Source organism: Aminobacter sp. J44, from assembly GCF_007829415.1.
In the GTDB taxonomy this organism is placed as follows: domain Bacteria; phylum Pseudomonadota; class Alphaproteobacteria; order Rhizobiales; family Rhizobiaceae; genus Aerobium.
Map to the genome: position 1 here is coordinate 21,418 of NZ_VLJG01000078.1, position 17,240 is coordinate 38,657.

Consider the following 17,240-nt stretch of genomic DNA (forward strand, 5'->3'; position numbering starts at 1 on the left):
CGGAGTTCCTGTTCAGCCCTTGTGTTGCGGGCGCGACAGCGCCTCCCAGGCGCCGCCGAGGTCCGCCATGCGGGCTTCAATATAGTCGACGTCGAGGCGTATGGCCGCCTCGCCGGAGAAGGTCAATTCGATGACGCCGGCCGGAGCTTCCGGACCGGGCTCGAAACGGATGGCAAGCAGCGACAGCACCTCGTCGCCCTTGGCGCGGGAAAAGCCAGTGCTCTTGACGGCACGGACCCCCTCGAAGTGCATCACCGCCTGGCGGCGTTCGTTGCGCTTGAAGAAAAGGCCGCGCTTGCCGGCCTCCCAAGCAAAACGGTTCATCGGAACAATGAAGCGCTTTTCACTCGCGGTGTAGCTCAGATCGGCAACCTTGAGCACGGCATCTTGCACGTGCGCCGAGATGATCTCGAGATCCTGATTGTCTAGAGCAACAAGCTTCAGTTGAGACATGGTGCAAAGCTATCCGGATGGCTGCGCGGGACTATTCCGGTGTTAGGCTGTCTTCAACGACAGCGCAACACCAGCACGAGCCGTCAGTAGCCGCAACCGGCGGAAAAATCAGGAGCTGAGGCGCTCGATGATCGCTCCGCAGCCCGAAAGCTTCTCCTCCAGCCGCTCGAAGCCGCGGTCGAGGTGATAGACGCGGTTGACGATCGTCTCGCCCTCGGCGGCAAGGCCGGCAATGACCAGCGACACGGATGCGCGCAGGTCGGTCGCCATCACCGGCGCGCCCTTGAGGCGATCGACGCCATCGACGATCGCGGTCTGGCCTGACAGCGTGATCTTCGCGCCAAGGCGCGCCAGCTCCTGCACGTGCATGAAGCGGTTCTCGAAGATCGTCTCGGTGATGTGCGAGCGGCCCTTGGCCTTTGTCATCAGGCCCATGAACTGCGCCTGCAGGTCGGTCGGGAAGCCGGGGAACGGCGCGGTCGTGATGTCGACCGGCTCAATGCCGGAGCCATTGCGGCGCACGCGGATGCCGGAGTTGAGCTCGGTGATCTCGGTGCCCGTCGCGGCGATTGCTTCCAGCGCGCTTTCAAGCAGATCCGCCCGCGCGCCTTCCAGCACGACGTCGCCGCCGGTCATGGCAACGGCCATCGCATAGGTGCCGGTCTCGATTCGGTCCGGGATCACCTGGTGAGTCGCGCCCGACAGCGAGGTGACGCCATCGATGGTGATGGTCGAGGTCCCTGCCCCGTAAATCTTCGCGCCCATCGCGTTGAGGCACTCGGCGAGATTGACGACTTCCGGCTCGCGGGCGGCGTTCTCGAGGATCGTCTGGCCCTGCGCGAGGCTCGCAGCCATCATCAGCACGTGGGTCGCACCGACAGACACCTTCGGGAAAGCATAGCGCGCGCTGATCAGCCCCTTAGGAGCGCGGGCACGTACATAGCCTTGCTCGATCTCGATCTCGGCGCCCAGCGCGGCGAGACCCTCGATGAAGAGGTCGACAGGGCGCGTGCCGATCGCGCAGCCGCCCGGCAGCGACACATTCGCCTCGCCCATGCGGGCGAGCAGCGGCCCGATCACCCAGAAGGAGGCGCGCATCTTCGACACCAGCTCATAGGGAGCAGTCGTGTCGACGATATTCTTCGCCGTGAAATTCACCGTGCGCGAATAGCCGGCGCTCTGCGCCTCGCGGCGGCCATTGACCGAGAAATCCGCGCCGTGATTGCCCAGGATGCGCGTCAGCTGCTCGACGTCGGCCAGGTGCGGCACGTTTTCGAGCGTCAGCGTGTCCTTCGTCAGGAGCGAGGCGATCATCAGCGGCAGCGCTGCGTTCTTCGCGCCCGAGATCGGGATGCTGCCATTCAGCTCATTCCCGCCAACAATCCTGATGCGATCCATGGGTCATCCCCTCTGCCGGCGCGAGGCCCCGGCGTTTCGTGGTTGGAGCCGGACGCTCTATCCGTCCTGGCAGCCGCGTTCAACAAATTAGCGGAAGAATGACGCTTCCCGCCCGCGCCGGAGCCCTCATCCGTTGCTCCGCTCGGCGCCCTCATTCTCCTGCAGCAGCCCGTCAGGCCGCGAATCAGCTTCACCTACCCGCCGGGACCGGGCCTGAGCCTTGCGGCGCATGAGATTCGCACGCAACTGCTCTGCGAGCCGCTTGCGCCGCTCATCCTTTTGACTCGCCTGCTTGCGCTTCTGATCGTCTTGGGAGGTCAAAACCGGGGTCTCCGCTAGGGATCAATTGTGTCGTTCTGGCGACGCGAGCCTATAGCAGATCGCGCTTTTTGCACAAAGTGTGCGGTCAATCACAAAAGGTGCGAAAGGGTGCTTGCGCAACGCGATTCTCTGTGGCAGAAGGCCGCCACACTCAAACACCGGCTGCGGTAGCTCAGTGGTAGAGCACTCCCTTGGTAAGGGAGAGGTCGAGAGTTCAATCCTCTCTCGCAGCACCAGTTTCTCCTTGAAAATCATACTCTTTCCGGCCACCTGCGGCAGGCAACCAAACGATCGCGCTGCGCGGTGGCACAGCCTCACGCGCAAAATCCACAGTCGGCCAGAGCTGACGATATCGAACCTCGAATCGTATGCGGGAACTACCCCCCCACCCTGTCTCCGCCGCCCCTGCCGAGCACGGTGGCAAGCGCGATTTTGAGGTCGAGCCGCAGCGACTGCATCGCCGCGTAGCGGGCGTCGTGTCGGGCAAGGCGAACAGGTTCGCTCATGTCGATGCCGTTGACCTGTGAAAGCCCGCTGATTCCAGGCTTCAGGCGCAGGACGCCGCGCTTGCGCCGCTCCTCAATCAGGTCGCGCTGCACCGGCAGGCACGGCCGCGGGCCGATCAGGCTGATCTCGTTGCGCAAAATGTTGACGACCTGCGGCAGCTCGTCGAGCTTGGTGCGGCGCAGGAAATGGCCGAGCTTCGTCACGGCGCTCGCCGACACCTCGTTGGTCGCGGCCTGTTTGGTGCCGAGCCGCATGGTACGGAACTTGTAGCAGGTGAACTCGGCGCCGTTACGGCCGATTCGCCGCTGCGCGAAGATGCCGGGACCCGGCGACTGCAGCTTCACTGCGAGCCAGATCATCAGCAGCGCCCACCAGAAGAAGACGATGACGACGAGCGCGAAGGCAAGATCCACCGCCCGGCGGACGAAATTGTAGACCGGATTGCGCTCCTGGCCTTCCGAGATCGCGACCTCGCGATCCTCGTGCGTCGCGGCGCGGTCGAGCAGGAAGGCCGCGAGCGTCGTCACCTCGACCGTCGGCTTGAGCGCACCGAGAAGGACGGCGAGCGGCCGCTGAACCAGCTTCGGCAGCCGGTTCATGAACGCCATCCTGCCGCGCCAGCCATCGGCATGCACGATGGGGAGATAGACCGTCAGCGTCTCGATCCCTTCGAGTTGCGCAAGCCGGGCAGCGCCCTTGCGCTTGCTGCGCGCGTAAAGGCTCTGGTTGCCCGCATCGAGCGCGTGGAAGGAGGAAATGTTCACGAACCGCTCCACGCCCGCCTTGCGCGCCGCCTCGGCGGTTTCGAGCAGCAGGCCGACATTCACACACTCGAACGTAGTCTCGTCGGCCACAGCATCGCTGTTGATGGTAGCGAGGTGGATCAGCAGGTCGTAGCCGGCCGCGCGGGTAGCGATCTCGTCATAGGAGCAGGCAGCAATGCCCGGAAACAGCGCGGCGACCCTTGCGGGCTCGCGGCCAACGAGCAGCAGCTCCGCGCGCCGGGCTAGGAGGGGCACCAGGCCGCGGCCGACAAATCCGGTGGCACCCGTGACAGCGATTTTCATGCGTGTAACCGGCTCCCGATGCGGCTCNCGATGGCCGCGGCTGGACGCAATGCACCGGCACCTCACCAAAAGAAAACGCCGCGCCCCCGGAAGGACGCGGCGTCATCATGTTCAGGCGTTTCCGCTTATTCCGGCAGGACGCGCACCGCACCCTTGTCGGCGCTGGCGGCGAAGGCTGCGTAGGCCTTGAGCGCGGTGGTCACGTTGCGCTTGCGCGGTGCCGCGGGCTTCCAGCCAAGCTTGTCCTGCTCGGCGCGGCGGACGGCCAGCTCCTCTTCGGAGACGCGCAGGTTGATGGTGCGCTCCGGAATGTTGATGTCGATGATGTCGCCATTGCGCACGAGGCCGATCGCGCCGCCCTGCGCCGCTTCCGGCGAGGCATGGCCGATCGACAGGCCCGAGGTGCCGCCGGAGAAGCGGCCGTCGGTCAGCAGCGCGCAGGACTTTCCGAGGCCCTTCGACTTCAGGTAGCTGGTGGGGTAGAGCATTTCCTGCATGCCGGGGCCGCCCTTCGGACCTTCGTAGCGGATCACCACCACGTCGCCCGCCTTGACCTCGTTGCTGAGAATGCCCTTCACGGCAGCGTCCTGGCTCTCGTAGACGACGGCCGGACCAGAGAAGACGAGGATCGACTCGTCAACGCCTGCCGTCTTCACCACGCAGCCATCGAGGGCGATGTTGCCCTTGAGCACGGCAAGACCGCCGTCCTTCGAATAGGCGCTGTCGGCGGACCGGATGACACCCGACTGACGATCGAGGTCGAGTTCCTTCCAGCGGTTTTCGGTCGAGAAGGCTTCAGTGGTGCGCACGCCGCCGGGAGCCGCCATGTAGAAGTTGCGCACGCTTTCCGAATTGGTACGCGAAATGTCCCAGCGGTCGATTGCGTCGCCCAGGGTCGAGGAATGGACGGTCGGGCAGTCGCGGTTGAGAAGGTTGGCGCGGTCGAGCTGGCCGAGGATCGACATGATGCCGCCGGCGCGATGCACGTCTTCCATGTGGATGTCGGCGACGGCCGGAGCGACCTTGCAGAGCACCGGCACCTTGCGCGACAGCCGGTCGATGTCGTCCATGGTGAAGTCGACGCCGCCCTCATAGGCCGCGGCCAGGATGTGCAGCACCGTGTTGGTCGAGCCGCCCATGGCGATGTCGAGCGCCATCGCGTTCTCGAATGCCTGCTTGGTGGCAATCGAGCGCGGCAGCACGCTCTCGTCGCCCTGTTCGTAGTAGCGCTGGCACAGGTCCACGATCAGGTGGCCGGCCTCGACGAACAGGCGCTTGCGGTCGGCGTGGGTCGCCAGCGTCGAGCCGTTGCCCGGCAGCGACAGGCCAAGCGCCTCGGTGAGGCAGTTCATCGAGTTGGCGGTGAACATGCCCGAGCACGAGCCGCAGGTCGGGCAGGCGTTCTGCTCGTATTCCTTCACCTCTGCGTCGGTGTAGGCGTCATCGGCCGCCACAACCATCGCGTCGATCAGGTCGACGGCCTTGATCTTGTCGCGGACATTGACCTTGCCGGCTTCCATCGGGCCGCCGGAAACGAAGACCACCGGAATGTTGAGGCGCATCGCCGCATTCAGCATGCCGGGCGTGATCTTGTCGCAGTTCGAGATGCAGACCATCGCGTCGGCGCAGTGCGCGTTGACCATGTACTCGACGGAGTCGGCGATGATCTCGCGCGACGGCAGCGAGTAGAGCATGCCGTCATGGCCCATCGCGATGCCGTCGTCGACGGCGATGGTGTTGAATTCCTTCGCCACGCCGCCCGCAGCCTCGATCTCGCGCGCGACGAGCTGGCCGAGGTCCTTCAGGTGCACGTGACCCGGCACGAACTGGGTGAACGAGTTTACGACCGCAATAATCGGCTTCCCGAAGTCTCCATCCTTCATGCCGGTGGCGCGCCAGAGGCCGCGCGCGCCGGCCATGTTGCGGCCGTGTGTGGATGTGCGGGAGCGATAAGGAGGCATGTCAATTCCAGGGTTAGAGTTCAGTCTGCACTTATGCGCAAAACATCGCGTGTAAATGAGTTCGATGCGGCTTGAAGACAAGAATGTCCAGCCCTATCCGTCATCTCTCGGGCCAATTTGACACAATCAGTCAATCCAGAGCCTTTGTCTACCTGATGGCGCGGCCGGCGCGGCCGATCGTCACGCAACGGCAGCCGCCCGCAGCGCGGCGATGAATTCCGCCTGCAGCGCCGTAGGCTTCCAGCCGGTGCGGGTGGCAATGCCGATGGGGCGCTCGGTGTCGGGAAGGTCGATGGGCAGAACGCTCAAGAGCCCCGCCTCCTCCTCGTACTTGATCTGATGGCGCGACAGGATGGTGAGCCGATCTGAGCGCACTAGAATGCCGCGCAGCGCCACAAGCGAACCGGTCTCGACAATCCCCTGCCCCGGCTGCGGCTCGAACCCGTGCTCCGCAGCGATGGCATCAAAGATGGCGCGGGTCGGCGTGTTGCGACGAGGCAGCGCCCATGGATAACCGGCAAGGTCCTCGTAGGTAACCTTCTCCAGCTTAGTCAGCGGATGGTCGGCACGCGCAACGATCGACAGCCCGTCGACGAATAACGCCTCCTGCGTGATGCCGCGCTTCGACTTGTCGTCGCGCAACGCGCCCACCAGCATATCGATGTCACCGATTGTCAGGCTGTGCAGCAGCGCCTCGTAGGAACCGTCGAGGATCTCGATCGACGCGCCCGGTCGCGACGCGCTGCAATGTGCCACCGCCTCCGGAATGATCGAAGTGCGCACTAGCGGCAGGGTACCGACGACGACACGGCCGTCGAAGCTGCCGTCGAGCTCGCGGACTTCTTCGAGCGCGCTTTCAAGCTCGCGCAGGACGAGGCGGGCACTGGAGGCGATCATCTGCCCGGCGGAGGTGAGACGCACGGATTGCTGACGCCCGTCAAACAGGGGCACGCCGCCGATGCGCTCGAGTTCGCGCGCGGCGCGCTGTACCGACGGCTCGGCCTGGCCGAGCACGCGGGCAGCAGCTGAAAAGCTGCCCGCGCGCGCAAAACCTGCAAGCGCGCGCAAATGGGCAATTGTTGCGTGGGTCTCAAGCAGGTCCTGCGCCAGCCCGCGGCCGATGCGGGACTGCTTTGCGAGCCTGGCATTGGCCGAGCGCAGAAGTTCGATGATGCGGCTAGCGCGCACAGCGACGACCTTGCCGCGCTCAGTCAGGAAGACACCGCTGCCGCGACGCTCGAACAGGTGGCCGCCGAAATGCTCCTCCAGCCGCGAGATCGCCTGCGAGGCGGCGGGCTGCGAAACGCGCACCGCCTCGGCGGCCTTGGACAGCGAACCGGTCTCAACGGCGAAGGCAAAAAGTCGGATGTGGCGGAGATTGGGATATGCGAGCATACCCCTATCTACCGCAACGTCACGATCTTGGCGATCAGCCGTAAACAACGCCGTCAAAGAGCTTTCTCGCCGTGCGCAGGATGGCTGCCGATTGCACTTCGCCAGCCTCGTCGAGCGTCGCAACGACGCTCATTTCGCCGGTCGGATGCTCGATGGCCAACGTACGGGTGCGACCCGAACCGACATTCGCCAGCGACGCCGCCGGGGTGCCCGGCAGCAAGCACGCACTGGCGACGGAGACAGCACCCAGCACGCCAATCGCATCGTGGCAGCGGTGCGGAATGAAGGTGCGCGTCGAGATCGCGCCGCCTTCGCGGGCCGGAGCAACCAAGGTCATCTTCGGCACCGACTTCTCGGCAACATCGCCAAGGTTCATCATCGGACCGGCCTTGAGGCGGATCGCCTCGAGCTTGGCCCTGAGCTCCGCGTTGGCTTCCAGCTCAGCCGGCGTCTCGTAGCCGGTAACGCCGAGGTCGGAGGCACGCATGACGACGCAGGGCATGCCGTTGTCGATCATCGTCACCTCGATGCCGTCGATGACATCGACCGCGTTGCCAGTGGGCAGCAGCACTCCGCATGACGATCCTGCGGTGTCCTTGAACTCGATCGGCACCGCTGCGGCCGTTCCCGGCACGCCGTCGATGCGAGCCTCACCGCGATAGGTGACGCGGCCGCCCGGCGTCGGCACGGACGCCACAGCGATCTGGCCGGTGTTCTCCATGAAGATGCGCACGTTGGTCGTGCCATCCTTCGCCTCGACCAGCCCGCGCTCAATGGCGAACGGGCCGACACCGGCAAGAATGTTGCCGCAGTTCTGCGCGTCGGTGACGATCGGGCGATCGACGAACACCTGCAGGAACAGGTAGTCGACATCGACGTCCTCGCGCTCGGACCTGCGCACGACCGCGACCTTCGAGGTGAGCGGGTCAGCCCCGCCCATCCCGTCGATCTGGCGCGCGTCCGGCGAGCCCATCACGCGAAGAAGAAAGGCGTCGCGCGCAGCCGTGTCCTGCGGCAGGTCTTCCGCCAGGAAGTAGCCGCCCTTGGACGTTCCGCCACGCATCCACATGCAGCGGATGCCCTGGTCCTCATCGCGTGAAGGTGTCTCAGACATACTTCAGGCCCTTCTCAGCCAGACGTTCGCGCATCTTGTAGATGTCGAGCCCGAGCTCGCCGGCGGCAAGACGCTTGCGCTTCTCTTCCTCGTTGGCGACGCGTGCCTCGGCCTTGGCGGCCACGGCTTCGGCTTCCTCGCGCGCGACAACGCAGACGCCATCGTCATCGGCGACGATCACATCGCCGGGACGGATGTAGGCGCCGGCGCATACGACGGGCACGTTGACCGAGCCAAGCGTCTCCTTAACGGTACCCTGCGCGAAGATCGCCTTCGACCAGACCGGGAACTTCATCTCGGTTAGGTCGGCAACGTCACGCACGCCAGCGTCGATGATGAGGCCCTTGCAGCCACGCGCCTGGGCGGAGGTCGCAAGCAGGTCGCCGAAATAGCCGTCCTCGCAAGAGCTGGTCGGCGCGAGCACGAGGATGTCGCCGGTCTTCAGCTGCTCGATGGCGACGTGCACCATCCAGTTGTCGCCGGGAGGCGCCGAGATGGTGACAGCCGAGGCAGCCAGCCGCGCGCCGCGATAGATCGGGCGCATGTAGCTGGCGAGCAGGCCCTTGCGGCCCTGCGCCTCGTGCACGGTTGCGACGCCGCACGCCGCCAGCCGGTCAATGACCGACTGGTCTGCGCGCTCGATGTTCTGAACGACGACGCCAGACATCAGAGTTCATCCACGGTGCGCGGGTAGATCGACTGGAAGCCCTCGGCATACTTTGCCGGGCGCCCGCCGGCCTGGCCGCCGGAGTTGCGGGTGAAGTGGTTGGCGCGGTTCTCCGCGACATTCTTGTAGTAGTGCCAAAGGTGTTCCTGACCTTCCATGCACTGGATGGCGGCCCACTTCTTGTCCCAGACGTCGGTGATGTCGAGGAAGACGTCCGGCTTCCACTCCATCTGCTCGGTCTGGTGCGGCTCGAAGAGATAGACCTGCGGCGCGCCGAGGATCTTCTGGCCCGGATTGTGGCCCCAGGCCTGCGCGATAGCGCGGCACTCGAGCGTCCACTGCGACACGTACATGTGGTCCGTGTTGTACGGATCGTACTTGGAGTGGGTCATCATGAAGGACGGCTGCACCGCGCGCATGACGTCGACCAGGCGATCCTTGGCCTCGCGGGTCATCTCGAGCGGGTAGTCGCCGAGGTCGAAGAACTGGATGTCATGGACGTCCAGCGCCTTGGCGGCATTCTCGGCTTCCCGGCGACGCTCCGACTTGACCTTATCGAGGGTCATGCCCGGCTGCTTCCAGAGCTTGGCGCTCTCGCCGCGCTCGCCGAAGGAGAGGCAGACCACGGTAACGTCGTAGCCCTTGGCCGCATGCAACGCGATCGCGCCGCCGCAGCGCCACACGAAGTCGGCGGAATGTGCGGAAATGATGAGGGCGGTTTTCTTCGACAAGGCTTAAGCCTCCTTCTTCTTGACCGGCGGGGTGCCGTGCGTGTGGAAAGTTTCGATGGTCTTGAGGCCCCAGGCTTGGCCCTTCTTGCGCTCAGCCTCGGTCCAGGCGACCGGCTCCCAGTCGGGAGCGAGGATCAGGCGCGCGCCTGCATTGGCGAGCTCGATGCGGTTGCCGGCGGGCTCCCAGACGTAGAGGAAGAACGAACCCTGGATCGCATGCTTGTGCGGGCCGGTTTCGATGTGGACGCCGTTCTCGAGGAAGATGTCAGCCGCGCGCAGGATGTCCTCGCGCTGGTCGGTCGCGTAGGTGACGTGATGCAGGCGGCCATCGCCACCACCGCGCTCTTCCGAGCAGACGGTGTCGTAGGTCTTGTTGTTGCAGGAGAACCAGACGCCACCCAGACGGCCGTTGTCGAGCTGGATGTACTCGGTCACACGCGAGCCCAGGCAGGTTTCCATGAACGCGCGGAATTCCTTCACGTCCTCACCGAGCAGGTTGACGTGATCGATACGGCGCGGCGAGACGCCCTGAGCATGGAAGCGGCTTGCGTTGTTCTTCAGCGCCGGCTTGTCGGCCTCGTCCGGCACGTAGCGACGGGTATCGTAGTAGATCTCGAAGACGTGGCCGAACGGATCCTCGAATCGGAACGCCTTGTTGCCGCCGTGGCCGATGTCGCCGTCGATCCAGCCGATGACCTTGTACTTGGAAGCCTCGATCGCCTTGACGCGGCGCTCAAGCGCAGCCTGCGAAGAGCAACGGTAGGATACATGCCCGATGCCGGTCGTATGCGACCGGGTCAACTTCATCGAGTGGAACTCGTAGTCGTCCCAGGCGCGCAGGTATGCGCTGTTCTCGTCCTGCCCCGACAGCTTCAGGCCATAGACGCGGGTAAAGAAGTCCAGGCTCTCTTCGAACTTGTCAGTCAGGACTTCGACATGCGCCAGATGCGCGATGTCATAGCAGGGCTCGGAACCGCTCATACGGCATTCTCCTCCACGAACTTGATTGTTTGTTCCTGACCTAGCCCCTCCACGCCGCGAGAGCCAATCGAAAGGCGAACCCTCCACATAAGTTTTGGCTACAGACCATACCTAACCGAGGACTCAAGGCGCCTGTGGGTGAAGCTGCGATTACGTTATCGTCCCCGCGATCGGAGGATAACGGTAGGTCTTTTATGTCCGCGCTCATGGCCGACACTCTGCGCCGGTGAGACGGTCATTCTCATTGTGAAACAAAGGGTTGCGTCGGATCGGAAGCGTTTCCGCCCTACTCGGAGCAAGTACCCCCGAACGATAGTCCGGTGGCAGCATTCAGGAGACAACCCACAGCCGAACACCAGCTGCAGGCCATAAATCCCATTGCGTACCGCTGCAAAAACGAAAGGCCGCCCTCCGGCTTCGGAGAACGGCCTTACCATATTCATTCCGCGGTCCGGAGCATGTCCGGACGCCGTTGAGCCAATCAGGCAGCGGCGACAGCCGCCCCGGTCTGCTGATTGCACCACTCGGCGCTGGTCTTGATGCCGCCCAGCGGGAAGACGTGGACCTGCGAGATCAGGCTGTTCGGGTTCTTCGCCTTGTACGCAGCGAGATCGCTGAGAATCTCGGTCGGCTCGAACGGAACCATCAGCTTGGTGAGGTCCATCGCACGGCGCTGCAGGACGCGCAGCGACGGGCCAACACCGCACGACACGGCGAACTTAATCAGCGTCTGCAGCTTGGTCGGGCCGGCAATGCCGATGTGGATCGGCAGCGTCACGCCCATCGCCTGCAGGCGCTCGGCCCACTCGATTACCGGTTCCGCCTCAAACGCGAACTGGGTCGCGATCGCCATTTCCGCGTCAGTGCGCTTGGAGAACTCCTGCTTCCACTTCACGGCAGCATCGACATTGGCTGAACCGCCGTTCGGGTCGATGTCCTTGTTACCCTCCGGGTGGCCGGCGACATGCAGGCGCTTGAAGCCGTACTTGTCGAACAGACCGGTCTCCATCAGCTGCATGGAATTGTCGTAGTCGCCATGCGGGGTCGTGACGCCGCCGCCAAGGAGCAGCGCCTGGTTGATGCCGGCGGCATCAACATAACGCTTGATCCAGTCCTCGAGCGTGTCGCGGTCCTTGATGATGCGAGCGGGGAAGTGCGGCATGACCGGGAAGCCTTCCTCGGTGATGCGCTTCGCCGTCTCGACCATTTCCTCAATCGGGGTGCCGTCAATATGAGCGATATAGACGCGCGTACCGGCCGGGAGGATCGCACGGAAGTCCTCGATCTTGGCCGCGGTGCGCGGCATCACCTCGATCGAGTAGCCCGACAGGAAACCTGCAACCTCGGCGCTGGGGGCGGTGTCGCCACCTTCCGACCGCTTGAACATATTGAGCAACGACACAGCTTCCTCCGCAGTCTGTTGAATGCGACCTGTATACAATAGGTATCAATCCGGCCGCAACCGCATTTCGACGTCGTGTCCGATGTACGGGAGGCGATACCTGCTTGCACTCGATTTGCCAGCTTTTGCGGCACGGGACCCGCTTGAAAGACGACATTGCGTGTCGTTGCTGCAGAACCCGCATCGCCTGGATTGTCATTCCTAGAGCACTTCGAAGACGGAAATGCGGACGCTCGACGCCTCGCGCGCACCGGTGCCGACGAAGATGCAGGTGTTGATCCAGCGATAGCGGTCATCGCCGGTTTCGAAGCGCGGGTGCGTGCGCATGTAATACAGGCTCGGATCGACATTCTCGCCCCGCCCCACCGCTGCCAGGACGTCAGCCGGGCCGTGCCGGTAGCCGAAATTGCGGATGTCGATCAGCGCCCCGTCCTCGGTTTCCATGGAATATCGCGTATCGAGCTCCGCGCTGCCGTCGGCAAAGACGGTCTGCCAGTCAGCACCGAGATTGAGAATCCTGCCGCGGATTCGCTCACCCGTAACGGTGCCGCCGATGATCGGAATGATCCGCCGCCTGCCCCCTCGCCCGTCGCCAAGCTCCATCGGCGCGGCGAGCTGAGCGACGATGTCGCAGAAATGCACGAGGCGCGGTTGTTCCAGCATGTCGTTCCTCCTCCAAAAATTCTCGCGAACGCTAGTTGCCCAGCGAATTGTATGCAAGTCTTGCGCGCTGGGGCCAAACCTGTTTGATACCGGCGAGGCCAGGTAGAGGAGGTACCATGCTTCAGGATCGCGCAAAGGGGCTGTCGCAAATGACAGCGGGAGCGGCGCTTTTCACCCGACTGAAGGCGCTCGGCGTCGACTACGTCTTCTGCAATTCCGGCACGGACTTCCCGCCAATTATCGAAGGCCTCGCCGAGGCTGCGGCCAAGGACCTCGACCTTCCCGAAGCCATCGTGATCCCGCACGAGCATGCGGCGATGGGCATGGCGCACGGCTACTATTTTGCCACCGGCAAGGCACAGGCGGTCATCCTGCACACCAATGTCGGCCTCGCCAACGGTTCGATCGGCGCGCTCAACGCTGCAGTCGACCAGGTGCCGGTGCTGATGATGTCGGGGCGCACGCCGGTCATGGAAGGCGGCCGCTTTGGCGCGCGTACAGTACCAATCGGCTGGGGTCAGGAGATGCGTGACCAGACGGCGCTGGTGCGCGAGGCGTGCAAGTGGGACTACGAACTGAAGTTCCCGGAGCAGGTTGCATCGCTGCTTGATCGCGCCCACGCCATCGCCAACTCCCTGCCTAAGGGGCCGGTCTATCTCAGCCTCCCACGAGAAGTGCTGTGTGAATCGACGCCGGCCGAAGGACTGGAAGAACCTCCGACGGTGCAGCCGACGGAGGTCGCCCCCTCGCCCGCCGACATTGCCGCGGCAGCCAGGCTGCTCGCCGGTGCGCGCTCGCCGCTCATCATCGCCCAGCGCGGCGCAGGCAGCGATGCGGGCTTCGCCGCGCTCGCCAGACTGGCAGAGGAATGGGCGATCCCGGTCTGCCAGTGGTGGGCGGTGGCGACTGCGATCGCGAGCGAACATCCTTGCAGTGBCGGCTCCGATCCGCTCCCGTGGATCGAGGAAGCCGACGTCATCCTGGTTATCGACAGCCTGGCGCCCTGGTCGCCGGACATCCACCATCCGCCGCAGGATGCGAAGGTCATCCACCTCGGTCCCGACCCGCTGTTCACACGCACGCCCGTGCGCACCTTCCGCTCGGATGTCTCGATCGGCTGCGCGACGGCTGACGGGCTGATCCAGCTCGAGGAGGCGATGCGTCCTTATCTGAGCCGCCATGTGAACGCGCGCATGCGGCGCAAGGATTTGATCGCCAATCGCGTCAGGGACATTCGCGCGAAGATCGCCAAGGCGGCCGCGCCGAGCTATCCGATGACCAAGGCCTATGTATCCAAGTGCCTGTCGGATGCGATCGCCGGCAAGGATGCGACGGTGCTTTCCGAGCTCGGTGCACCCCTCGATCCACTGGTGCTCAACCGCCACAATTCCTGGCATCAGGAGCCGCATGCCGGCGGGCTTGGCTGGTCGTTCCCCACCGCGCTCGGCATGCAGCTTGCCGACCGCTCGAAGCTGATCGTCGCGACGATGGGCGACGGCTCGTACATGTTCGCAAACCCGGTTGCCTGCCATCAGATTGCCGAAGCAATGGAGCTGCCGGTGCTCGTGGTCGTCCTCAACAACAGCGAGTGGGCTGCGGTACGCTATTCGGTGCTCGGCCTCTACCCGAATGGCTACGCCGCCAAGGCCAACCAGATGCCGCTGACCTCGCTGCAGCCGAGCCCCAACTTCACGAAGGTGGCAGAAGCGAGCCGCGCCTGGGCCGTACGTGTCGACCAGCCGGACAAGCTCACCGAGACGCTCCGGCAGGCAATCCGCCATATCGAAGAGAAGCGCACCATGGCGCTCGTCGAAATCGCCATCGGTTAGTTGACACGCCTCGACGGCTGTATACAACGAGACCCCATGCATAACCCCGGGAGGAGCCCGACATGAACCTGGACGACCTCGTCGCCATTGACTTCCACACCCATGCCGAGGAGCCCTGCTGCGGCCCGCGCGACGACGGCTATGACGAATTCCAGGCTGCGATGGCGAAGTACTTCCGCAATCCGGCCGGCACCAAGGGCATGCTGCCGACGATCCCGGAGACGGCCGCCTATTACCGTGAGCGCAAGATCGGTGCGGTAATCTTCGCCGTCGACGCCGAGCGCGAGACGGGCTTCCGCCGCTACAACAATGAGGAGATCGCCGAACTCGCCGCAGAGAACAGCGACATCCTGATCCCGTTCGCTTCGATCGACCCGGCCAAGGGCAAGGTCGGCGCGCGTGAGGCACGCCGTCTGATCCGCGACTTCGGCATCAAGGGCTTCAAGTTCCACCCGACGATGCAGGGCTTTTATCCGAACGACCGTTCGGCCTATACGCTCTACGAGGCGATCGCCGAGGAGAACTGCATCGCCCTGTTCCACACCGGCCAGACCGGCGTCGGCAACGGCATGCGCGGCGGCATGGGCATGCGCCTGAAGTTCTCGAACCCGATGTATCTCGACGACGTCGCGGTCGATTTCCCGGACATGCCGATCATCCTCGCCCACCCTTCGTTCCCGTGGCAGGAAGAGGCGCTGTCGGTCGCAACCCACAAGCCGAACGTCTATATCGACCTCTCCGGCTGGTCGCCGAAGTATTTTCCGCCGATCCTCGTTCAGTACACCAACACCATCCTCAAGCATAAGATGCTGTTCGGTTCTGACTGGCCGGCGATCACGCCGGACCGCTGGCTGTCCGACTTCGAGAAGCTCGACATCCGCGAGGACGTCCGCCCGCTCGTTCTCAAGGAGAACGCCGCGAAGCTCTTGAAGCTGAAGTAACCGGCGGCTGGCACAAGCCAGCCATCCGCGCCATACTCCTCCTGCTTTCCGGCAATGCGGGCGGCAGGAGGATGCGCCATGAACTGCCTCACAATTCGGATCTGCGTCGCGCTGGGCTTCGCCTTCGGTGTCTCAGTTGCCGTCGCACAGGACCGGCCGCAGCCTGAAAACACGACGGCGGTCGCCGAGCGCACATCGGTCAAAGCCAGCGACTTCATGATCGCGACGGCCCATCCGCTGGCAACGCAGGCGGGCTATGAGGTCCTTGCCGCCGGCGGTACGGCCGCTGATGCGGCAGTTGCGGTTCAGACCATGCTGGGGCTCGTCGAACCGCAGAGCTCAGGCCTCGGCGGCGGCGCCTTCTTCGTCTACCGCGACGCCGGGACGAACGAGATCATCACCTACGATGCCCGCGAAACGGCGCCGAAGGCCGCCGACGACAAATACTGGATGAACCCTGACGGGACGCCGATGGAGTTCCAGGCTGCGGTGGTGGGTGGCCGCTCGGCCGGCGTGCCCGGCACGCCGATGCTGCTCGAAACCTTCCACCGCGAACACGGCAGCATGGATTGGGCAGCGCTCATACAGCCCGCAATTGAAACCGCCCGGAACGGTTTCACCGTGAGCCAGCGCCTCGCTGCGGCAGTAGCAGAGGCCAAAGGCCTCGACACCTTCGTTACCACTTCCGAGTATTTTCTTCCCGGCGGCAGGCCTATCGCCGAGGGCGACACGCTGAAGAACCCGGCCTATGCCGAGACCCTGGAAATCTTTGCCCGGGAAGGCGCACCGCCCTTCTACACCGGCGAAATTGCTCGCGACGTCCTTGCGGCGCTGAGGACGAACATCAATCCGAGCATCCTGTCGGAGGAAGATTTTGCCAGCTACAAGGTGGTAAAGCGCGAGCCCGTCTGTGCGCCCTATCGCGAATACGAAGTCTGCGGCATGGGCCCGCCGAGCTCAGGTGCCCTCACCGTCGGCCAGATGCTCGGCATCCTTTCGCACTTTGACATCGCTTTATTGGAGGACGGCATCGAGTTCCGCCATCTCTTCGCTGAGGCCTCCCGCCTCGCCTTCGCGGACCGCGGCCTCTACATGGCGGACGGAGATTTCGTCGACGTTCCGGAAGGCCTGCTTGATCAGGACTATCTCGCCGAGCGGGCGAAGCTAATCGATCTGTCGAAATCGAGGGGTGTCGCCCAGGCTGGCACTCCGCCCGGCCTCGGCGATGACAAGCTGACGCCTGACAGCGAGCGCCCGCGCAAGGGCACCTCGCACTTCGTCATCGTCGACAAGGACGGCAATATGCTTTCGGCGACCACGACGATCGAGAGCGGCTTCGGCAATCGCGTCATGGCGCGCGGCTTCCTATTGAACAACGAGCTGACAGACTTCGCCTTCGTTCCAGAAGCCGATGGCGCGCCAGTCGCCAACCGCGTCGAGCCGGGCAAGCGCCCGCGTTCTTCCATGTCGCCGACGATCGTGCTGCGCGATGGTAAGCCGGTGCTGCTAACGGGGAGCCCCGGCGGCGCGGCGATCATCAACTACACCGCGCTGTCGCTGGTTGCGATCCTCGACTGGGGCGTGGACCCACAGGAGGCGATCGACCTTCGCCACGTCACCAACCTCAACGGCCGCACCAGCGTCGAGGAAGGCGATGGCGCCGAGGAACTGGCAGCAGGGCTCACCGCCTTGGGCCACGAGGTGGCGATCATCAACCTCAATTCCGGGCTGCACGTCATCCAAATCAGCGATGACGGGCTGATCGGCGCCGCCGACAAGCGCCGCGAAGGCGTGGTGATGGGAGACTGAG

Annotated in this window: 15 protein-coding genes and 1 tRNA gene; 4 read left to right on the top strand and 12 right to left on the bottom strand. The window is 64.2% G+C overall.

Translation table 11 applies throughout. The features are described 5' to 3' along the window. Positions 1-12: 12 nt before the first annotated feature. From L610_RS18825 to L610_RS20380, 3 genes are all read right to left on the bottom strand, one after another. The gene (locus L610_RS18825) at positions 13-453 is read right to left on the bottom strand and encodes a DUF2948 family protein (RefSeq protein ID WP_024849509.1); all 441 of its coding nucleotides are present in this window, start codon (positions 451-453) and stop codon (positions 13-15) included. 108 nt (positions 454-561) lie between these two features. Beyond that, a complete protein-coding gene (gene murA, locus L610_RS18830; RefSeq protein ID WP_144706928.1) occupies positions 562-1,851 on the bottom strand; it encodes a UDP-N-acetylglucosamine 1-carboxyvinyltransferase in 1,290 nt (429 codons plus the stop codon). Positions 1,852-1,977: 126 nt separating this feature from the next. After that, complete coding sequence (locus L610_RS20380; protein WP_024849511.1) at positions 1,978-2,172, bottom strand: hypothetical protein; 195 nt, start codon at positions 2,170-2,172, stop codon at positions 1,978-1,980. A 161-nt stretch (positions 2,173-2,333) separates the two neighbouring features. On the opposite strand from L610_RS20380, the gene L610_RS18840 reads away from it, so the two are divergent. After that, positions 2,334-2,408 (top strand) — tRNA-Thr (locus L610_RS18840). Between the two features lie 141 nt (positions 2,409-2,549). Here the strand turns inward: L610_RS18840 and L610_RS20930 are convergent. From L610_RS20930 to L610_RS18885, 9 genes are all read right to left on the bottom strand, one after another. Further along, positions 2,550-3,746 (bottom strand): hybrid nucleoside-diphosphate sugar epimerase/sugar transferase, encoded by a 1,197-nt coding sequence (locus L610_RS20930; protein ID WP_024848021.1) that lies wholly within the window; start codon positions 3,744-3,746, stop codon positions 2,550-2,552. Between the two features lie 125 nt (positions 3,747-3,871). Continuing rightward, complete coding sequence (ilvD, locus tag L610_RS18850; protein WP_024848020.1) at positions 3,872-5,707, bottom strand: dihydroxy-acid dehydratase; 1,836 nt, start codon at positions 5,705-5,707, stop codon at positions 3,872-3,874. Between the two features lie 180 nt (positions 5,708-5,887). Beyond that, on the bottom strand, positions 5,888-7,102 hold the full coding sequence (locus L610_RS18855; RefSeq protein WP_144706930.1) for a LysR family transcriptional regulator: 1,215 nt from the start codon (positions 7,100-7,102) through the stop codon (positions 5,888-5,890). 34 nt (positions 7,103-7,136) lie between these two features. Next, a complete protein-coding gene (locus L610_RS18860) occupies positions 7,137-8,216 on the bottom strand; it encodes a 4-oxalomesaconate tautomerase (protein ID WP_198019541.1) in 1,080 nt (359 codons plus the stop codon). Beyond that, positions 8,209-8,883: a 4-carboxy-4-hydroxy-2-oxoadipate aldolase/oxaloacetate decarboxylase gene (gene ligK, locus L610_RS18865; RefSeq protein WP_024848017.1), complete on the bottom strand. Its 675-nt coding sequence runs from the start codon at positions 8,881-8,883 to the stop codon at positions 8,209-8,211. The genes L610_RS18860 and ligK overlap by 8 nt, the downstream gene beginning before the upstream one ends. Then, entirely contained in the window at positions 8,883-9,614 is a 732-nt protein-coding gene (locus L610_RS18870) for a PIG-L deacetylase family protein (protein WP_024848016.1), read from the bottom strand. The genes ligK and L610_RS18870 overlap by 1 nt, the downstream gene beginning before the upstream one ends. A gap of 3 nt (positions 9,615-9,617) precedes the next feature. Beyond that, positions 9,618-10,595 (bottom strand): VOC family protein, encoded by a 978-nt coding sequence (locus L610_RS18875; RefSeq protein WP_024848015.1) that lies wholly within the window; start codon positions 10,593-10,595, stop codon positions 9,618-9,620. A 481-nt stretch (positions 10,596-11,076) separates the two neighbouring features. Next, on the bottom strand, positions 11,077-11,997 hold the full coding sequence (locus L610_RS18880) for a methylenetetrahydrofolate reductase (RefSeq protein ID WP_024848014.1): 921 nt from the start codon (positions 11,995-11,997) through the stop codon (positions 11,077-11,079). Between the two features lie 201 nt (positions 11,998-12,198). After that, the gene (locus tag L610_RS18885; protein ID WP_034329814.1) at positions 12,199-12,660 is read right to left on the bottom strand and encodes a DUF3237 domain-containing protein; all 462 of its coding nucleotides are present in this window, start codon (positions 12,658-12,660) and stop codon (positions 12,199-12,201) included. A 116-nt stretch (positions 12,661-12,776) separates the two neighbouring features. Here L610_RS18885 and L610_RS18890 point away from each other — a divergent pair, with 116 nt between their 5' ends. From L610_RS18890 to ggt, 3 genes are all read left to right on the top strand, one after another. Next, the gene (locus L610_RS18890) at positions 12,777-14,489 is read left to right on the top strand and encodes a thiamine pyrophosphate-requiring protein (protein WP_144706932.1); all 1,713 of its coding nucleotides are present in this window, start codon (positions 12,777-12,779) and stop codon (positions 14,487-14,489) included. Positions 14,490-14,551: 62 nt separating this feature from the next. After that, positions 14,552-15,430 carry an amidohydrolase family protein gene (locus tag L610_RS18895; RefSeq protein WP_024848011.1) on the top strand — a complete coding sequence of 293 codons (879 nt, stop codon included), beginning with the start codon at positions 14,552-14,554 and terminating at the stop codon, positions 15,428-15,430. 78 nt (positions 15,431-15,508) lie between these two features. Beyond that, the gene (gene ggt / locus L610_RS18900) at positions 15,509-17,239 is read left to right on the top strand and encodes a gamma-glutamyltransferase (protein WP_144706934.1); all 1,731 of its coding nucleotides are present in this window, start codon (positions 15,509-15,511) and stop codon (positions 17,237-17,239) included. Position 17,240 lies beyond the last annotated feature (1 nt).

What these genes read in the sequence shown, in the direction of transcription:
- L610_RS18860 (WP_198019541.1), bottom strand. Translation starts at nt 8,216, where the DNA reads ATGTCTGAGACACCTTCACGCGATGAGGACCAGGGCATCCGCTGCATG.
- L610_RS18875 (WP_024848015.1), bottom strand. Translation starts at nt 10,595, where the DNA reads ATGAGCGGTTCCGAGCCCTGCTATGACATCGCGCATCTGGCGCATGTC.
- L610_RS18855 (WP_144706930.1), bottom strand. Translation starts at nt 7,102, where the DNA reads ATGCTCGCATATCCCAATCTCCGCCACATCCGACTTTTTGCCTTCGCC.
- L610_RS18825 (WP_024849509.1), bottom strand. Translation starts at nt 453, where the DNA reads ATGTCTCAACTGAAGCTTGTTGCTCTAGACAATCAGGATCTCGAGATC.
- ligK (WP_024848017.1), bottom strand. Translation starts at nt 8,883, where the DNA reads ATGTCTGGCGTCGTCGTTCAGAACATCGAGCGCGCAGACCAGTCGGTC.
- ilvD (WP_024848020.1), bottom strand. Translation starts at nt 5,707, where the DNA reads ATGCCTCCTTATCGCTCCCGCACATCCACACACGGCCGCAACATGGCC.
- ggt (WP_144706934.1), top strand. Translation starts at nt 15,509, where the DNA reads ATGAACTGCCTCACAATTCGGATCTGCGTCGCGCTGGGCTTCGCCTTC.
- L610_RS18885 (WP_034329814.1), bottom strand. Translation starts at nt 12,660, where the DNA reads ATGCTGGAACAACCGCGCCTCGTGCATTTCTGCGACATCGTCGCTCAG.
- murA (WP_144706928.1), bottom strand. Translation starts at nt 1,851, where the DNA reads ATGGATCGCATCAGGATTGTTGGCGGGAATGAGCTGAATGGCAGCATC.
- L610_RS20930 (WP_024848021.1), bottom strand. Translation starts at nt 3,746, where the DNA reads ATGAAAATCGCTGTCACGGGTGCCACCGGATTTGTCGGCCGCGGCCTG.
- L610_RS18895 (WP_024848011.1), top strand. Translation starts at nt 14,552, where the DNA reads ATGAACCTGGACGACCTCGTCGCCATTGACTTCCACACCCATGCCGAG.